Source organism: Anabaena sp. CCY 9910 (assembly GCF_963920875.1).
GTDB classification, from domain to species: Bacteria; Cyanobacteriota; Cyanobacteriia; order Cyanobacteriales; family Nostocaceae; genus Trichormus; species Trichormus variabilis.
Genome location: NZ_CAWUDJ010000003.1, coordinates 244,863 through 263,471, shown reverse-complemented (window position 1 = coordinate 263,471; position 18,609 = coordinate 244,863). Strand labels below are relative to the sequence as shown.

Sequence of the window (18,609 nt, the reverse complement as noted above, 5' to 3'; positions counted from 1 at the left end):
ATCATCAGTGTAGTTAGCACTTTGGTTAGAGGTATAGTTTCACTCTATGGTTACCTATCAATAAGAGCAAACAGTCTTTTTTGTTAAATCCATAGACTGAATTTATGGATGTGCAGATATGACTGCAACAGTGGAAGTAAAGATCATTACAACAATCTACAGTTAGTCGCTAAATTTACCGTATAATTCCTTTAATATCTTCAAAATAACTGCTACGCGATTTATCACAATTGCGGAGATGGTTAATTTTGAATTTTGAATTCGGAGCAGAGCGACGTGACGCTAGAACAGTTACGAATTTTTTTAGCTGTGGCGGAAATGCTGCACTTTACCCGTGCAGCTGAAGCACTTTATATTACTCAACCAGCAGTTAGTGCTGCTATTCAAAGCTTAGAGACAGAATATGGTGTCAGATTATTTCATCGCATTGGTCGTCATATTGAAATCACAGATGCTGGTAAATTATTACAAGGTGAGGCGCAAAAGATTATTGACCATGTACAGTTAACAGAGCGCGGTTTGAAGGAATTAAATAATCTACAACGGGGAGAATTAAAGATAGGTGCAAGTCTCACCGTGGGTAACTATTGGTTACCCGAAAAAATTAGCCAGTTCAAGCAGTTATATCCTGGCATTTTTATCAATTGTCAGTTGGGAAATGCTGAAGAGATTTGTGATGGAACTGCTGTAGGTATGTATGATTTGGGTTTAGTGACAGGGGAGATTAAAGCATCATTACGACAATCTTTAGAGCAAGACGAAGTAGGAAGCGATCGCCTACACATTGTTGTGGGTAAATCTCACCCTTGGTTTCAGTATAATGAGATTTATCTAGATGAATTATTGCGCACAAGTTGGGTGATGCGTGAATCTGGTTCTGGCGCACAACAGATGTTTGAGCAAGCCTTACAAAGTTGGGGAATTGAGCCTAGTCGCTTAAATGTTGTACTTAATCTCAACACTAGTGAAATGGTAAAAGCAGTTGTAGAAAGTGGTGTTGGCGCATCTGCACTTCCAGAATCAATGGTGAAAAAAGAATTACAACTAGGGACATTACGCGCTGTGCAAATTATCAACCCACAGAAACAATCCAAGACGGAATTAGAAATTATCCAGCCAATTTGGAAACTAAAACACCGTCAACGGTTCCATACACGAGTCATGATGGCTTTTGAAGATATGCTCATGCAGGATAATGTACAAGTGGCCTAGTTCGACGTTGGTTGCTTTTTTACTAAAATCGCTAAACAAATACAACTAGCTACCAACTTTATCAAAGTTAAAGATTCTGTTTTTAAAATAATTATTCCACCCAATATTATTAAAGCAAAAGGCAAAATATAGTTACTGTACTGACTTAATATATCAGCTATCTTAGTTTGATAAGTAAATTTATAGGCCACATAACACCAAATTGCTATTAATATAAAAAATACTCCGATAATAATTATAAAATTCACTACATTACTACTAGCAAATAATGGCATATAGACGCTAATATTATCGCTGCCATTAGCGATGGTAATGGCGGCAACGTTGTAAGTCTGTGAATTAAACAAATTGTTGGTGTTTGTATCTTGATATTCTGTTGTAAAGTTTGCCATCTCTAGAGTTTCATTTTCTTCTCCATTCACCAAACTACTGATACCCATTGCCATCGGTATTAATCCCAGGAGTCCAATCCAGTTGGGTGGTAAGATTAATCCACCAAATAACCCAGGGAGACTAGCAATAATTAACACTATAAAGCCTAAATATTGACCAGCGACAATATGCCGACATCTAAAAATAGAATTTACCTGAGAAAAAAGTATTAATAAAATTATGACATCGTCAATATTGGTAGCCACAAAGGCTGATATTGCTACTAAAAATGTAGTAATCAAATCACTCATGAGAGTGTATCCTAATTTATTAAATTTGCTTCATTAATCTCCACAAATTCCACCTAATAAACCAACTTTAAACTCACCAACATTAATATAAAGTAAACCATAAATCGTAGTGGTTTCTGTGGCACAATTTGACAGACTTTAGCTCCTATTAATACTCCTGGTACTGAGCCAAGCCATATTGGTAATACGAGATTCCAATCAACTGTTCCCAAGGTGAGATGTCCAACAGCCGTGAAAATTAACAGAATTGCGGCTTGGGAAATATCTGTACCAACTAATTTCCGCGCATCCAACCGGAAAAATGCAATCAGTACCAAGGCAAACAATGAACCAGAAGCAACACTTGTCAGACCCACAACACAGCCTAAAAACGCTCCTACAATTACCGTCTGTAAGCGTCCTAGCTGAGTAGTTAAGTCAAATTTGGGTAGTTCAGGTAGTTGTAACTGTGGAAAGAAGGTCAATAGCAGCATTTGCATTAATGCCAAAATAGTGACTGATAAAATCGTCACACCCAACAAATGCAGCATAATGTCATTTAAGCTATGTTCGGCTTTCAGTTTTATCAGGTGCAGTATTCCTACTCCCAGCAAAGAACCAGGAACACTCCCCAAAGCCAACCATTTCACCACTTCTCTATCGACGGTTTGTTGCTGCCAATGTTTTACGCTACCAATAACTTTCATTAACGTCGCCGCCACCACATCAGAACTTACTGCTACGGCAGGTGGTACTTGAAAAGCGAAAATCAACATTGGGGTAATGAGAGAAGCACCACCAATTCCCGTTAAACCAACAACGATACCAACTAGAAAGCTGAAAAGAGGCAATAAGAAAAAATCCATACTCCTGTCCTTAACTAGGGTTTTGTGAATGCGGCTTTGTTGAGCCGAAACTAAAAGACTACTTGTAATACCAATTTGAAAAACGAATGGGACAGGTGGATTCCCAGAACCCAGACAGCGATTCTCAATCTAAAATCCAACGTGGTGTAACGCTGTTGTGCAGAATGTTTCGTGTGACCACAAGTTTTTGAATAAATAGTGGGAGAATCTCATTAAGTACTTAAAGTTTACCGATTTACCGTATTTTAGTGTTAAAAGTAATAAAAGTCTATCTTTTTGTAGACCAGAGCAGAATCACAGTATGAATTAATACTTGTATAGGAATAGGATTTTCTGGAAAACAAATCATCACAAATACTTTTACCTCAGTGGCAAAACTATAATAGTATTGATAAAAACTACACTATTTTTATCGTGATAGAGTACTTGATATGCCATTTTTAGAAAAAGTCCGAGATGAAAAGTTGCGATCGCCTATTGGATTTGTGCAAAGATTGTTAACCATACACTGGCGCTCTTTGTTGGTACTGTTTTTGGGAGTATATATACCATTACAAATTTTTGGACTGCTAGCGTTACAGGTGCAGTATAACGAGGGTGGTTTTCCTTGGGATTTACCGATTTTGGTGACGCTTCACGCTGTAAAACTGCCAAACTTGGATATATTTGCCGCTATACTCACAAAATTTGGTTCTTTTTGGACTATAGCCCCTATTTTGACTGTTATTGGCCTGATTTTACTAGTGCAACGGCGCTGGCGTTCTCTCTCGTATTTACTGATTACTGCTGCGGGTAGTGCTACTATCAACCGCACAGCCAAAATATTTTGGCACAGAGTCCGGCCTCATCTATGGGAATCAGTCGCACCAGAGTTTGATTATTCATTTCCCAGTGGTCATGCTATGACGAGTATGACGTTGATTGCCATATTGGTAATTTTAACTTGGGGTAGCACTTGGCGTTGGTTAACAGTGATTTTGGGTAGTGTGTATGTCCTAGCCATTGGTTGGACAAGGCTATATTTAGGAGTACATTTTCCCAGTGACATTATCGCAGGTTGGATGGTGGCGATCGCTTGGGCAATTGGCGTAAGTTTTATCATTCGACCATTATCACAACCAGCCAATATGACAACTGAAAAACCCATGATTGAAGCAAAGTTACTTCCTGAAGAACAGGAATTGCTTCATAATGAGTAAAACTTTCCATAGAAGCATGGAGTATTTTAATACAAAAATCCTATGTATAATTCACCTGTTTCTTAAATTCCCACTTCTGTTTAGCTCTAGACTTTTTTGACTTTTTGCTTTAAAGTACGGTTACACGATAGAATTACTGTACAAAAATGAATGATATCTCAAAGAGTCATCAAGAGTCGTTGTCACACATCTCAGAAACTGTGCCTAAAACATTATTACAGAGGCTCAGGGGTGGATTTTTCTTAGTAATTGGATACTTATTATCGCCATTATGCTGGTGGAATGATTTGGTATTTAATTTACCAATTGCTTATTTTTTCGGCTATATTTGTAGTTTGTTTGCACCTAAATTACTGATGCCTGGCGTGATAATCGGTTACTGGTTATCTAACGTTATTGGCATTTTGTTAATGCAGGCAGGTACAATTGATGTGTTGCAAAAACAAACTCAAGAACGTAACGTCAGAAAAGAAATATTAACAGGTTTAGTTTCTTCAACTGCCTATACATTTTTGATTATGATATTAATCCACTTTAAAGTTCTCGATACTCCTAGTTTTTTTGCTGGTAGTTAGTGAAAAACCCAGTTGCTTTATCTGGGTTACTGCATGATCAGTAACTACTTTAGTTTTAAAATCTCAGGCAAATTTAAAACCTGAGGTGTATCATTAGTTATAATTAGAGGTAATTTACCATCCCATTTTTCCACAGCTTGCCTTACCAAAATATCATTAGTTAAACTATCACCCAATAATCTATTTATTTCTGCTTCTCCCTTAGCTAAATTCACTTTAGCTTCCGCTTGTTTTACCGCTTTCATAGCTATAAAATCTGCCCTTTTAGCATCTTGTTCCGCAATTTGTTTGGCTTCAACTGCTTCACTAAACTTATCTGAAAATCTCACATTAACTAGTGAAATATCATCAACTGCAATATGGTATTCACGCAATCTCGATGTTAATATTTTATCAAAGCTAGATTTTATTTCTCCTCGCCTAGTCACTATTTCTTCTGCTTTGTAGCTGGCGATAACTGCTTTGATGACTTCTTCTATTGCCGGATTGATAATTTTCTCAATTATATCTTTTTCCTCACCAATTTCTTGAAACATTATATTGGTTTCTTCAGGAAGAATATGCCAGTTTAACGCTACATCTATAAAAACATTTTGTAAGTCTTTAGAAGAAGCTTCAGTAGATATTTCTTGTTTTTGGATTCTGACACTGATTTTTTTGACTGTATGGACAATAGGAATAATGATATGTATTCCTTCATCTATGACTGTTTCTTGTACCTTGCCAAATTGCATTAATACACCCCGTTCTCCAGCATTTACAACTACAAAAGGTGTCAGCAAAATTGAAATTAAAAACAAAAGTGCAGTTATTTTACCAGCATTGTTTTTAAATTTAATTTGTTTCATGTCTACCCAATAGCAATAATTATAAAACTGTAAAATCTTATAAAAATAGAATCCACATTTGTATGGTATATTAAATGAAGTAGATTATTCAAAATCTAAAAATTCATAGACAATTATAAAGCAATATAAAAATATGAGTATTATTTTGGAACTTTTAATTTTTGAACTATATAAACAGTATCACTATTTTAAAGCTGATTTCAATACAAGTTGACCACAAATAATGTACTTAAACTTTCTTGTCGTGAAGTACGACAATATTTGCTTAATTATCAGAGTAATTGAATAATATTTTTAACTTTTCAATATCAATTAAATAATATCAGGTTAAGTTTTACAGTCTGACTTTTGACATAAGCGGTTATTTATAAAGCAAAACAGTTCAGTTAAGGTAGCGCGTTTAGTCTAATGTGTTGGGTTAAGTAATCAATGACAATGATGAATTTTTGGTTTTTCATCTGATTAACCCAATATTTTAAGCTTGCCGCGCTACTACCTCTAATGCACTACTTTAGCTGTGTCAGTCCAGTAGTTTGACCTCATACCACAGATAATAATTTCAACTTATTTTTGATTAAGGGCGAAACGCGATCGCTCTATTCTTTAAGAAACGACAGTAAGTCGGTGTTGAGTTGATCTTGGTGCGTATTGGTCAGTCCGTGGGGTGCGCCAGGGTAGATTTTCAGGGTAGCATTCTTCACTAATTTTGCAGCAGCGATCGCCGCAGCACCAATCGGCACAATTTGGTCATCATCGCCGTGGATGATCAGCGTTGGTACGTCGAACTTTTTCAGATCCTCGGTGAAGTCGGTTTCCGAGAATGCCTTGATACAGTCGAAGGTGTTTTTGTGACCCGCCTGCATTCCTTGGAGCCAAAACCAGTCGATCATGCCTTGTGAGACTTTGGCACCCGGACGATTAAAGCCAAAGAATGGGCCACTGGCAAGATCCTTGTAGAGCTGCGATCGGTCAGCCAGGGAACCAGCACGAAGCCCGTCGAACACTTCGATGGGTAGTCCATTAGGATTATTCTCTGTTTTCAGCATCAGTGGCGGAACGGCAGAAATCAGCGCAGCTTTGGCGACGCGTGCTGTACCGTGGCGACCAATATAGCGAGCTACTTCACCACCGCCGGTAGAGAAGCCGATCACAGTTGCCCCATTTAGGTCTAGAATTTCCATCAGTGCGGCGAGGTCGTCGGCATAGGTATCCATCTCGTTCCCTTCCCAAGATTGGCTGGAGCGCCCATGACCCCGGCGATCGTGAGCAATGCAGCGAAATCCGTGGTCTGCGAGAAAAAGCATCTGAGCTTCCCAACTATCAGCATTCAACGGCCAGCCGTGGCTGAAAACAACCGGCTTTCCTACGCCCCAGTCTTTGTAATAAATATTTGTACCGTCTTGGGTTGTGATTGTACTCATAAGGCTCCTATGGATCTTGAGTTGAACAGAAAGATTGCTTGGCGTTCAAGCCGTTGTTCTCATTCTTCAACTTGTATCCAATTCAGACCACTCAACTTCTTTGAGTTAAGCTGCAAATTAGCAATTCCCACTATGGCTCAAATTCGATAAGTAGTTCAGTGTGAAAAATTATCGCTATGAAAAGGCAGGAGAGAGAAGAATCATTTATATATCTAATTCTCCAGTTATGTACTCATTTAGTCACAATCTGCTGTATCTGCTAAACGAATTTCCAAGAGCATGATCGCTTCTTCTATACCTAAAGATATATTTTTAGCCAGAGTTACAATGAGATCCAGGCTAAATTCCATAAAACTGGTATATTCCTGGTGAATATATCACCGATCTCAGTTCCCTAGAATACTTGCTTTATCTTTTTCTACTGCACCACTGGCCAAAATGGATGCTAACGCAACGAAATCCAAGCGCAAACGCTCTACTCATGGACGGGTGAGAGGAATTGTCCTATCTCCTCACGGATGGCAGAGGTTTCAAGCAGCAAAGCAAAAAGCAGAATCTCAGGAAACTTGGGGTAAAAGGTTCACTCAGGAAGATTTGAGCGATCGCACCAGACTATCACTCAATACCCTCGCCCGTATTTTTAAACGTGAACTCGGAGTTGATCGCCAGTCATTAGAGCTTCTCTTCCAGGCGTTTGGGATGGAATTAACCCACACTGATTATGTAACCCCGATTACATCTGGAGCAGAATCAGCAAGTCATTGGACAAATCCTCAACAAGACTGGGATAACGCGGTCGATGCCTCGGTGTTTTATGGTCGTGAGGCGGAGTTATCACAACTGTGGCAGTGGATAGTGACTGAACGCTGTCGCGTGGTTGGGCTACTAGGAATTGGAGGGATTGGCAAAAGTACGATCGCCGTAAAAGCAGCCCTGCAAATGCAGACAGAATTTGAAATTGTGGTCTGGCGATCGCTGGCTAATGCACCTTCACTAGATGAACTCCTGACCAGCCTGCTGAAATTTTTTATGCCACTTCAGGGTGATGATCCCATCATCCCTGCCACTCTCGAAGAAAAGCTTTCTCTATTGATGCAGTATTTACGCTCCCAGCAATGTTTGTTGATTTTAGATAACACTGAAACCATTCTGCACAGTGAACAAGCCGGTCAATGGCGGTCAGGTTATGAAGCTTATGGACAACTTTTAAGAACTCTCGGTGAAACGCCCCACCAAAGTTGTTGCTTGCTAACCAGCCGTGAGAAACCACAGGAAATGGCATTGATGGAAAGCGCCCAGGGTAGAGTGCGATCGCTATCTTTAAGTGGACTCACACCCGATGATGGCCGCGCCATCTTTCGAGAAAAGGGAGAATTTACAGCTTCAGAAGCTCAGTGGCAAACGCTAATTAATCACTATGGAGGCAATCCCCTGGCGCTGAAGATGGTGGCAGCCGCTACCCAGGATGTATTCAACGGCAGCATTGCTGAGTTTTTAGCTTACATCAGTCAGGGAATTTTCATCTTTGAAGACATCCGTAATTTACTTGATCGTCAGTTTAATCGCCTATCGCCAGGGGAGCAGAAAATATTATATTGGTTTGCCATTTACAGAGAACCAGTAGCGATCGCAGAGATTATTCACAATGTCGTCGGTTCAGCCGCCGGGCAAAGCGTTCCCCAACAGGTAAACTCACTACTGAGGCGATCGCTCATCGAAAAAATAGATGGGTTATTTTTCTTACAGCCTGTTGTCATGGAATATGTCACAGAACGATTGATTCAACAGGTCTGCACAGAATTTGCAACTCGGCAGCTTGATGTATTGCAAAGCCATTCATTGATTCTGGTACAAGCAAAGGATTATATCCGAGAGATTCAACTGCGATTAATCATGCAGCCTGTGGTGGAATGGCTTTTATCTTGTTACAGAAATCTGTCAGAGGTTGAGGACAGAGCCAGGCAATTATTGGCACAGCAGCGACAGCCATCAAGACATAGGGCAGGATATGCCGTGGGTAATTTGATCAATCTTCTGGTGCAGATGAAAGTGGATTTGCGTGGCTCTGACTTTTCTGAACTCGTAGTACAGCAAGCCGACCTGCGCCAGGTCAACTTAGCAGGGGTCAATTTTCAAAATGCAGATTTAACCAAGTCCATTTTTTCAGAAAGCTTAAATAGTGCCATGTCCATCGACATCAGCCCAGACGGTGAGACTGTTGCCGTTGGCGATTCAACTGGACTTATCTATCTCTGGCAGATCACTACCACTAAACTATTAGCTACCTTTGAAGGTCATACAAGCTGGGTATGGAGCGTTGCCTTTAGTCCCGATGGTCACAAGTTAGCCAGTAGCGGTAGTGATACTTCGATACGGTTGTGGGATGTCCAAAGCGGACAGTGCTTACGGGTTTTAACAGAGCATACAGGCTGTGTTTGGTCAGTGAACTTTAGTCCCGATGGTCAACGGTTGGCCAGTGGCAGTGACGATCAAACGGTAAGAGTTTGGAATTTACAAGGAGATTGTCTTCAGGTTTTAAAGGGACATACGAAAAACGTTTACTCAGTTCACTTCTCGCCTGATCATCAAACCTTAGCAAGTGGCAGCAAAGACGAGTCTATTCGGATTTGGAACGTAATCGATGGAAACTGTCTCAATGTGTTGCAGGGACATACTGAAGGCGTTCATTGTGTACGTTACAGTCCTGATGGTCAACTGCTAGCCAGTGGTAGTTTTGGTGGGTCGATTCGACTCTGGAGTGGGCAACTTCACTCCAACGCCTATCAATCAAAAGTGCTGCATGGACACACCAATTGGGTTTGGAGTATGGCATTTAGCCCAGATGGTAGCATTTTGGCGAGTGGAAGTGACGATGGTACTCTCCGCCTTTGGAATGTCCAAGATGGACAGTGCATCAACGTTCTAAGCGGTCACACCGACGATGTTTTGGCTATTGCCATTAGAGGACAGCTAATGGTGAGTGCAAGTCAAGATCAAACGGTGCGGCTGTGGAATCTGCACGGGCAAAGCCTGAAAACATTGCGCGGGTGTACCAGTGGAATTCGCTCTCTCAGCCTCAGTCCAAATGGTAAAACCCTTGCTAGTAGAGGGCAGGATGAAACAATTCACCTATGGCATTTGCAGTTCGATGGCGATTTATCATCACCCCTTCGCCCTGACAAAACCTGGCAAAGAGTGACTGATACAACTGCTGGTTTAACTAGTTGGACTTCATATTTAAGCTTTAGCCCTGATAGCCAAACAGTTGCAACTAATGGGCAGGATGGCTCGATTTTGATATGGAATCTGCAAACGGAATCTCTCAGTGAGTGGTCAGGTCATGATGCGCCCGTGTGGACAGTAATGTTCAATCCTGGCGGGAAAACCTTGGCAAGCGGTAGCCACGATCAAACTGTGCGGTTATGGGATGTACAAACTCATCAATGTCTACAAGTGCTGCGAGGTCATCAGGATGGTGTGCGAGCGATCGCCTTTGATGCTAATGGTCAACGCCTGGCAAGTGGCAGTTCTGACCAAACCATTCGCCTGTGGGAGGTGCAATCTGGGGCTTGTCTGGGAGTGTTGCAGGGTCACTCTGGGGGAGTGTTCACCTTGGCCTTTACTGCCCATGATCAGCAGTTAATTAGTGGGAGTTTTGACCAAACTATTCGCTTATGGGATCTCCAGACAAGAGAGAGCATACAAATACTGCGGGGACATACAGGTGGAATCTGGACTATTGCCATTAGCCCCGATGGTAAAACCCTGGCAAGTGGCAGTGGCGATCAAACCGTTCGCCTATGGAATTTGCAAACAGGACATTGTCTACAAGTGTTGCATGAGCATAGGAGTTGGGTAACTTCGGTGAGCTTTAGTTCCAATGGTCAATTTTTACTGAGTGGCAGCGACGATCGCACAATTAAGGTGTGGGACATAGGGACAGGACGCTGTATAAAAACATTGATAGTGGATCGGCTGTATGAGGGCATGAATATTCAAAGGGCAAAGGGATTAACGAACGCTCAAAAAGCAACATTGAAAGCGTTGGGAGCCTTGATGTAGTCTATGCCAAAGTAAGTGCGTTAGCGTAAAGCCTACGGCATAGCTTCGCTTACCGCGTAGCGTCTCGAAGAGATAGCTTACCGAAGGTATCACCTTAACTGGGTGATTAACTGGTGGATCTTGAGTGGTGTAATTTGGTCAGATTTTGCAAACTGAGTTCGTGTTGCAACAGCTTATGCCATAAGCCATTGAAAGGTAAAGCACATTTAATTTGTACAACTCAATGGTTTCTGATTCTGGAGAACATTCTGCAATTCCTCATTCCCAGTAACTCAAATTAGGAGAAATACCTTATGTCTACATTCAAGTACAACCGTCTAGATAAGAATAATGCTGCGGTTCTGCTGGTCGATCACCAAACTGGACTGTTCTCACTTGTGCGTGATATTGGTGCTGCCGACTTCAAAAATAATGTGCTAGCCCTAGCAAGTGCAGCCAAGTTTTTTAACCTACCTACAGTTTTGACAACTAGCTTTGAGCAAGGCCCCAATGGAGTCATCATGCCTGAACTGAAGGAAAAGTTTCCAGATGCTCCCTTTATTCCGCGCCCTGGACAGATCAATGCTTGGGACAACGAGGACTTTGTTAAAGCCGTAGAAGCAACAGGTAAGAAGCAATTGATCATTGCCGGAATTGTCACCGATGTGTGTGTTACTTTTTGTGCGCTTTCGGCATTAGAGGCAGGTTATGAGGTTTTTGTTGTCACCGATGCCTCTGGAACCTTTGATGAAGCCTGTCGCTATGCAGCATGGGATCGAATGTCTCGTGCTGGAGTTCAGTTGGTCAATTGGTTTAGCGTTGTGTGTGAATTGCACCGTGACTGGCGTAACGATATTGAAGGACTAGGTAGTCTCTTAGCCGGGTTTATTCCTGACTACAAAAACCTGATGACCAGCTATGCAGCAAACTCAAGTGCTGGATCTCCCTAGTAGTGAGCCACATAAACTTTGCATGGTGGTGATCTGAGAGGCAAAATATCAAAATACTCAGAATTTTAAATTCTATGTTCGATGAACCGTTAGCAAGCAATACCAGTGAAGAAAGCTATCCAGTCACAGCAGTGATCTCTCATGTAGTGAAAACGGGGCGCGAGCAAGGTTACGAAGCATGGTTTCACGGTATCGCCGCAGATGCACGAAAATTCAAGGGACATCTGGGTGTCAGCACTATTCGACCCCAGGATCACACCCATCTTGAATATGTGGTCATTCTCAGGTTCGATTGCTACGACAATCTCAAAACGTGGCTGGAATCTGATATTCGGCGAGAGTGGATTGAGCGATTGCAGCCCTTGATTGAAAAGCCTGAAACAGTTCAAACACTAACCGGATTGGAAACCTGGTTTACTCTTTCAGACAGGCCGATGAAGTCTCCACCACCCCGCTACAAAATGATGTTAGTAACGTGGTTGGCAGTGTTCTTAACTCTCCCTATGCTCAATCGTTTGCTAGCACCGTTGTTGTCTGGCTTGCCTGTATTGCTCAATCAACTGATTAGTACAGGACTCGGTGTCGCCCTACTCACCTACGTGATCATGCCGCGCCTAACACAATTATTTCGCAAATGGCTGTATCCTACTCCATAAAACTAGATCCTTCGAGAAGTTTACATCTTCAAAATCAATGTAAACTCAACCAGACTACCTAATCACCAGGTTGATTGAATACATCTAAAATATGGCGGCAAACTTGTTTAAGCTGATTACCAACTTGAGGCGAAGGTACAGACTCACCAACAAAAGCCCAGTTTTCAACGGTAGACAGTCGCCATACTTCACCCCGATGGTCAAATCCGGCTGCCTCCAAACCGATCGCCCGGCGTAATTTTGTGATCGGGTCTTGGTAAAATCGGATCTGGATTAAAACACTACGACTACGCCAAGATTTACTGACCCCAGGAAAATGAAAACCAATATCAATAGAATCTGGATCAACTAACTCTCTAGTTTCCGGATCATTCTTCCAAGGTTTTAAATCTGATTTGGCATCAGGAAACTCAAACTTAAATAAATTGACTACTGTGGCAATCTTGCTGGCGAGTTCAAGGTTGATTGCTTGTTCAGATGCGTTCACTAATAAAACACTCCTTTATTTTGTCAGTCTAGGGGGAATGTGACAACAAAAAATCGCCAGAAGGCTTATTGTATTGGTGTTTTAGCTTATCAATACCTTAGAAATTTCGCAACTCTATAATCATGCTTTCCTCATAATGACGGTGAGGTAAATTGAGTAATGAGTCTTTGATTTACAGTTCGGACAGTATACTAAATTATCTTGGGTAATTATACTCAAAAAAACTGGTTACTGCATCCTTTGGAGAAAATACCAAGTGAGCAAATTAAAAATTTTCGACAAAATCATTTATTAGTCAGAACGATAACCTACCTTTGCGATCTAAAATTACACTGTGAATCGGCAAAAGGAAACCAACCAATTTCAGTGTATGGCGCGTCAACGCTCAATTATTTCATTACTTCTGGTATTATTAGCAACTTTCCTGATTAGTTGTGGTAGTCCCACCACCGCAGTTGTACCCCCAACCTACACAGCTGCACAACTTGAGAAAATTCAAGGATACGCACCTGATATTCAGGCCGTACGCGATCGCGCGGACGAACTAAAAAACCTCATCCAGAAAAAAGAATGGATCAAAGTAGGTAATTTTATTCACGGCCCCATTACGGAAGCCAGATTAAACATGACCTACATCACACCTAACCTGCTACCCAAAGACCAACCCACAGCACGGCAAATCACCAAAGATTTGCTCAACCACCTAGTCAAAATCGATCAGGCCGCTAGTGTTGGTAATTCTCCCCTGGCTCTAAATAACTATCAAGCTGCTGTTGCAGATATTGATAAGTTTGTTCAACTCCTACCTGACACCAGTAGTCAGTCAGAAGAAGGTTAAGACAAGGGAAAATAAGAGATGAGGGAGGAGAAGAAGCAGGGGTGCAGGGGAGTAGGGTGCAGGGGAAAATTTTTTCCTTTTTCTTAGCTTATTTCCTCATTCTTCCTCTTCTCCTCCCAATCTCCCATTCTGTAAAAAAAACTCATGGATGTAGCGATTATTGGCTGTGGCGTAGTTGGTGCGGCGATCGCCTATGAACTCAGTCAAGTCCCAGGAATCAAAATCACGGTTTTTGACAAACAACCACCCGCCCAAGCTTCTACAGGCGCAGCACTGGGTGTTTTAGTAGGCATCATCAGCCAAAAAATCAAGGGTAAGGCTTGGCAGATGCGACAAACTAGCATCCAACGTTATGAAACTCTGATTCCTGAATTGGAAGCTATTACAGGGCGGAAAATCCCTTTTAACCGTCAAGGAATTCTCAGTCTGTGCTTAGAAGCAGAAAAATTAGAAAGCTGGGAAAATTTAGCAGCCATTCGCCACACCCAAGGCTGGAAATTAGAAATTTGGGACACGAACAAACTCAAACATATCTGTCCCCAAGTTGATCATCCGCAAATTGTCGGCGCTGTCTACTCTCCACAAGACCGCCAACTAGACCCTACAGCTTTGACTTTAGCTTTAGTTGAGGCTGCCCAACATAAGGGAGTAACCTTTAAATTTGGTGTGACTGTATTAGGTTTCCCCTCCACAGAAGCCACCCAATCCACATCCATCGAGACAACAGACGGTAAAATCACCGCAGATTGGATAATTATCTCAGCTGGTTTGGGTTCCACAGCCATCACAGCACAACTGCATCAACCAGTAGATATTCGTCCTGTGTTGGGACAAGCTTTACAAGTACGATTAGGGCAATCATTAGGGAATCCCGACTTTCAACCAGCAATTACAGGTAATGACGTGCATATAGTCCCTGTAGGTGGTGGAGACTATTGGATAGGTGCAACAGTGGAATTTCCCACAGATAGCGATGAAATCCCGCCCAATCAAGAATTACTGGAATCAGTCAGACAACAGGCGATCGCTTTCTGTCCAGAATTAGCCACAGCCGAAATCATTCGCACTTGGTCAGGATTACGCCCCCGCCCCGAAGGTCGCCCCGCACCAGTCATTGATGAGTTACCAGGGTTTAGTAACGTGCTATTAGCCACTGGACACTATCGCAACGGTGTTTTACTCGCACCCGCCACGGCAAAGGCAATTCGTGAGAAGATTTTCAAATAGGGATTGGGGAGAAAAAAGTCAAAAGTCAAAAGTCAAAAGTCAAAAGGTAAAAGATTTTTTCTTTTGACTTTTGCCTTGAACTGGGGATTGGGGATAAATTAAATTCTCTTTCACTACTCATGATTCCTTACCCATTGCCCATTCCCAGCATTTTAAAAAATTTTTAGGGAAATCGCGTGTCAATAACAGAACATAAGATAACAGTAAATTCTTTAGAGTGGTTTTATCGGGAATCTGAACCAGTTGGCAGAAGTGACTTACTACCCGTGTTGTTACTGCATGGCATACCATCACAAAGTTACAGTTGGCGCAATATCATACCAGCTTTAGCGGCTCAAGGAACGCGAGCGATCGCCCCAGATTGGATTGGTTCTGGCTTTTCTGCCAAGCCGGAGAAACACGAATTTGCTTACACTACTGAAGCCTACATCACGGCCTTAGCAGGATTTATTCAAGCTTTAGAAATTGAGCGTTTTTCTCTGGTTGTGCAGGGATTCTTAGGGTCTGTTGGTCTACAATACGCCTTAAAATATCCCGAACAAATCGCCAACATAGCTATACTAAATGCACCAATTTCTACTGACGCTAAACTACCTTGGAAAATTAAACAAATGGGTCTACCTTTTATCGGTGACATGATGACTCAAGACCCATTATTAATTGACCGGACTCTCGAAGGTGGTAGCCGTTATCGCATCGAAGACAAAGATTTAGATGTTTATCGTAAACCTTTTTTGAAAACTTCGGCTGTGGGACGGGCGCTTTTAAATACAATTCGTAACTTGCAACTCCCCGCAGCCATGACAGAAATTGAATCAGGCTTTAAACAATGGCAACAACCAATTCTGGTTCAATGGGGTATGATTGACCCCTGGTTGCCTGTAGAAGTAGCACAAAAGTTTGTTGAGACTGCACCCAATGCTGAATTAATCAAACTCAATAACGTCGGTCACTACCCACAAGAACACTACGATAAAACAATCCTAGAAGACCTTCTGCCTTTTGTGCGCCGTGCTGAATCTTGATTTCTCAATTGTGAATTGATGAGTTAGGAATATATTCAAATCGGCGATCGCAATTAATCGGTTCTGCTAAAGCTGCGGCTACGGCCTCTATACTCCTCACATCTCTCAGCATCCATGAATGCAATGCTACGGGAATACTCAGTTCTTTACCAACTGGCATTTTTGAACTGTGGGTAGGTACAATCATCAAATCATAAGGTGTCCAAATAGAAGTGAAATTTAACTCCTCTAACATTTGGACATCATGATTCAAATCTTGAAGGAAAAGGCTATTAGGACGCATCTGCACACAGCCAGGACGCTGAGAAGCATAGGCAATCACAGTACCATAGTGAGGAGAAGAAATCGTCACAAAGCGTTGCACACGACTAATACCCCCCAATCTCTGCACATAATAACGGCTGACAATTCCCCCCATACTAAAGCCAACTAAATCGAATGGTTGTTCGGGAGTAATGTTTACAGCAACATAATCAGCTACCTGCTGTGCTAATACATTAAGCGGGGCTTCGCCGTTGTTAGGTACTAAATTCAGTGTGTATACAGTCCAACCCATTTGTCTTAAATAAGCTGCCATTTGATCAAATACAGCTTCTGTATCCGTAATGCCATGCACTAGCAATATGGGGTTGCGTTGCAGATTTCGAGTTTCCATTGACAAAATTGCTTGTATTTCAGTCTGTAGAAAATTTAACTGAGTCTGAATACTGTCTGCCCAAAGATTATGACAGTCCTCCCACTGGTTTAGAACAAAACCATTATTTATATCGATGTATAGCTATAGAAGAAAGTAATATTAATTTTTATTAAGCAAGCTTTCAGAATCTTGCTCTAAGTTGGGGTAAAATTTAATAATTATTCTTGGTATCTACAGCTTGTAAGTATTTGCCAATAAGACCTGAAAACACTTAGCCCGTATTATTAAGGTTGATGAAGCCCAGACCTACTAGGTTTGTTACTAAGTAGCTGATAGTCAAAAACATAGTATTCCGACGTAATTTTTAACATTACGGTCAATTGAAAAATATAAAACTTCAGGAGCCATTCTAATGTTCGGTTTTATCAAAAAAATCATCGCTGGGATTTTGAGTTTCCTTACCGGATTGATCGGAGGTAAGAAAGGTGGTAGCTACTACCTAGAACTCAAAGAAGATACCACTGATGAAAAAGCAACGATACCAGCCCCAAAAGCCGCACCAGCAGAATCTAATGGTACAAAAGCTGCTGTGAAAGCAGAAGCACCACCAGCTACAGAGAAAAGCCCCGCGCCTACACCTGCCAAAGTAGCTAAGGTGGAGGCATCCAAAAATGGCAAGAATGGTAAAACTGCCCCTGCTGAACCAGAAAAAGCGCCAGTTGCTAAAACCACTAAACCATCTGAAACTACATTTGCCCCTAAATACTTAGCGCCTTCAGGTTCCGGTGCTAATGGCCGTCGTCGCCCTGGTGCGAATATGAGTTCCTACTTAGATATGGCAAGCCAAGTAAAAACTCCTGGCTAAGTTTTCGGCATTCCTTGAATAAATATCAATCCACTATATAAATGAAATGCTGGGTCCCAGTTAGTCTCTTCCCTACGATATAGGTGAATATGAGACTGAAGGTTATCCAGCATTTCTTTTTGTTCTAATACTGTCTCAGCAAAATGTGTAAAATCTGCCCAAATCTTGACTTCTGGTAAATAGAGGTTAACCCAATCTAGTAAGTTATTCCAATTGATTCTGATGGTGTTTTGACTAGCTGTAGGAGAAACTTCTACACCTTGTTGAAATTCATAGCCATGATCATAGAGTCTCAAAATACAACGTCTGCTAGGTAAATGTAAATCACAAAACTGAATGTAGTCTTGGGTTTGGGTTTTGCGTTCAAGTTTGCGCCTAGCGTCAATGTCTACAACTTCCTCAAAAATGGGTAAAAGTCCCATCACTCGTGCGGAAACTTCTGACCAATCAAATGTGAGTGAACCAACTTGATTTGTCTGATTGCAGCAGATAGCAGTAGCTTTTGGTTGAGATGCTGAAAAATTTCTGACTTGAAAAACTTGTATTTGTTCAATGGCGCTGATGGCTGTCCAAAAGCAAGGAATACCTGCTTGCTGTAGCTGTGTACCGTAAAACTGGAGTTCTCCCACACGCCCAATACGGTAAAATTTCCAACTACGACTAGGCAGTACTAACCTAGCACTGTAGGGGTCTAGCTGCATGATTTCTGCAAACTTGGCTGCGGCTTGGGCTTTTAGTTCATTGCTGAGAGGTTCTAGTATAAGTATGCCTTGTTCAGTATTGCCAGGTTCTGCTGTTGCTTGAGCGATCGCTCTTTGTCTTTCTTCTTGCTCAATTTCTTGTATGCGCTGCAAACCTTGTCGGGCGAGGGTAACGATTTTGTTATTTTGTGTGCTGCGTAATAATTGCCGATAAATATTTTCTGCTTCTCGGCGCTTTTGTGAAACTTCGTACAATCGCCCTTGATAAAACTGCACCCAAGGATTTTCTGGTGATTCTTTTAGCAGCTGTCTGAGTAATTTAGCGGCTGTTTGATAGTCTTTATGTTCAAAGGCGATCGCAACTTGCTCAATCATGAGATCCATTCAATGCACGCTATT

17 protein-coding genes are annotated in these 18,609 nt (G+C 41.7%); 10 read left to right on the top strand and 7 right to left on the bottom strand.

Annotated elements, in window-relative coordinates:
* Positions 1–276: 276 nt before the first annotated feature.
* Positions 277–1,212, top strand: a complete 936-nt coding sequence (locus ACM5QX_RS04875) for a LysR substrate-binding domain-containing protein (RefSeq protein WP_414752617.1) — start codon at positions 277–279, stop codon at positions 1,210–1,212.
* On the opposite strand, the gene ACM5QX_RS04870 is transcribed toward ACM5QX_RS04875, so the two are convergent.
* Both ACM5QX_RS04870 and ACM5QX_RS04865 read right to left on the bottom strand, forming a co-directional pair.
* Positions 1,209–1,895, bottom strand: a complete 687-nt coding sequence (locus ACM5QX_RS04870) for a cadmium resistance transporter (protein ID WP_414752616.1) — start codon at positions 1,893–1,895, stop codon at positions 1,209–1,211. The two genes, ACM5QX_RS04875 and ACM5QX_RS04870, sit on opposite strands and share 4 nt — an antisense overlap.
* A gap of 53 nt (positions 1,896–1,948) precedes the next feature.
* The gene (locus ACM5QX_RS04865; protein ID WP_414752615.1) at positions 1,949–2,740 is read right to left on the bottom strand and encodes a sulfite exporter TauE/SafE family protein; all 792 of its coding nucleotides are present in this window, start codon (positions 2,738–2,740) and stop codon (positions 1,949–1,951) included.
* A 431-nt stretch (positions 2,741–3,171) separates the two neighbouring features.
* Between ACM5QX_RS04865 and ACM5QX_RS04860 the strand changes: the two genes are divergently transcribed.
* Together ACM5QX_RS04860 and ACM5QX_RS04855 are read left to right on the top strand one after the other, a co-directional pair.
* A complete protein-coding gene (locus ACM5QX_RS04860) occupies positions 3,172–3,939 on the top strand; it encodes a phosphatase PAP2 family protein (protein WP_414752614.1) in 768 nt (255 codons plus the stop codon).
* Between the two features lie 146 nt (positions 3,940–4,085).
* Positions 4,086–4,514 (top strand): hypothetical protein, encoded by a 429-nt coding sequence (locus ACM5QX_RS04855; protein WP_414752613.1) that lies wholly within the window; start codon positions 4,086–4,088, stop codon positions 4,512–4,514.
* 44 nt (positions 4,515–4,558) lie between these two features.
* Here the strand turns inward: ACM5QX_RS04855 and ACM5QX_RS04850 are convergent, their stop codons facing one another.
* Together ACM5QX_RS04850 and ACM5QX_RS04845 are read right to left on the bottom strand one after the other, a co-directional pair.
* On the bottom strand, positions 4,559–5,362 hold the full coding sequence (locus ACM5QX_RS04850) for a prohibitin family protein (protein WP_414752612.1): 804 nt from the start codon (positions 5,360–5,362) through the stop codon (positions 4,559–4,561).
* Between the two features lie 596 nt (positions 5,363–5,958).
* On the bottom strand, positions 5,959–6,783 hold the full coding sequence (locus ACM5QX_RS04845) for an alpha/beta fold hydrolase (RefSeq protein ID WP_414752611.1): 825 nt from the start codon (positions 6,781–6,783) through the stop codon (positions 5,959–5,961).
* Positions 6,784–7,221: 438 nt separating this feature from the next.
* Here ACM5QX_RS04845 and ACM5QX_RS04840 point away from each other — a divergent pair, with 438 nt between their 5' ends.
* The 3 genes from ACM5QX_RS04840 to ACM5QX_RS04830 all read left to right on the top strand — a co-directional run bounded on the left by ACM5QX_RS04840 (position 7,222) and on the right by ACM5QX_RS04830 (position 12,430).
* Positions 7,222–10,845 (top strand): NB-ARC domain-containing protein, encoded by a 3,624-nt coding sequence (locus ACM5QX_RS04840; protein ID WP_414752610.1) that lies wholly within the window; start codon positions 7,222–7,224, stop codon positions 10,843–10,845.
* 293 nt (positions 10,846–11,138) lie between these two features.
* Complete coding sequence (gene ycaC / locus ACM5QX_RS04835) at positions 11,139–11,774, top strand: isochorismate family cysteine hydrolase YcaC (RefSeq protein ID WP_414752609.1); 636 nt, start codon at positions 11,139–11,141, stop codon at positions 11,772–11,774.
* 74 nt (positions 11,775–11,848) lie between these two features.
* The gene (locus ACM5QX_RS04830) at positions 11,849–12,430 is read left to right on the top strand and encodes an antibiotic biosynthesis monooxygenase (protein WP_414752608.1); all 582 of its coding nucleotides are present in this window, start codon (positions 11,849–11,851) and stop codon (positions 12,428–12,430) included.
* A gap of 58 nt (positions 12,431–12,488) precedes the next feature.
* Here ACM5QX_RS04830 and ACM5QX_RS04825 read toward each other — a convergent pair whose 3' ends face one another.
* Positions 12,489–12,917: a hypothetical protein gene (locus ACM5QX_RS04825; RefSeq protein ID WP_414752607.1), complete on the bottom strand. Its 429-nt coding sequence runs from the start codon at positions 12,915–12,917 to the stop codon at positions 12,489–12,491.
* Positions 12,918–13,251: 334 nt separating this feature from the next.
* On the opposite strand from ACM5QX_RS04825, the gene psbQ reads away from it, so the two are divergent.
* The 3 genes from psbQ to ACM5QX_RS04810 all read left to right on the top strand — a co-directional run bounded on the left by psbQ (position 13,252) and on the right by ACM5QX_RS04810 (position 16,007).
* Positions 13,252–13,755, top strand: coding sequence for a photosystem II protein PsbQ (gene psbQ / locus ACM5QX_RS04820; RefSeq protein ID WP_373368711.1), 504 nt, complete (start codon positions 13,252–13,254; stop codon positions 13,753–13,755).
* Between the two features lie 144 nt (positions 13,756–13,899).
* Positions 13,900–14,982: an NAD(P)/FAD-dependent oxidoreductase gene (locus ACM5QX_RS04815; protein WP_414752606.1), complete on the top strand. Its 1,083-nt coding sequence runs from the start codon at positions 13,900–13,902 to the stop codon at positions 14,980–14,982.
* Between the two features lie 176 nt (positions 14,983–15,158).
* Positions 15,159–16,007 (top strand): alpha/beta fold hydrolase, encoded by an 849-nt coding sequence (locus tag ACM5QX_RS04810; protein WP_414752605.1) that lies wholly within the window; start codon positions 15,159–15,161, stop codon positions 16,005–16,007.
* A 4-nt stretch (positions 16,008–16,011) separates the two neighbouring features.
* Here ACM5QX_RS04810 and ACM5QX_RS04805 read toward each other — a convergent pair whose 3' ends face one another.
* On the bottom strand, positions 16,012–16,662 hold the full coding sequence (locus ACM5QX_RS04805; RefSeq protein WP_414752604.1) for an esterase/lipase family protein: 651 nt from the start codon (positions 16,660–16,662) through the stop codon (positions 16,012–16,014).
* A gap of 394 nt (positions 16,663–17,056) precedes the next feature.
* Between ACM5QX_RS04805 and ACM5QX_RS04800 the strand changes: the two genes are divergently transcribed.
* Complete coding sequence (locus tag ACM5QX_RS04800) at positions 17,057–17,509, top strand: hypothetical protein (protein ID WP_414752603.1); 453 nt, start codon at positions 17,057–17,059, stop codon at positions 17,507–17,509.
* Here the strand turns inward: ACM5QX_RS04800 and ACM5QX_RS04795 are convergent.
* Complete coding sequence (locus tag ACM5QX_RS04795; RefSeq protein WP_414752602.1) at positions 17,506–18,585, bottom strand: tetratricopeptide repeat protein; 1,080 nt, start codon at positions 18,583–18,585, stop codon at positions 17,506–17,508. The two genes, ACM5QX_RS04800 and ACM5QX_RS04795, sit on opposite strands and share 4 nt — an antisense overlap.
* Positions 18,586–18,609 lie beyond the last annotated feature (24 nt).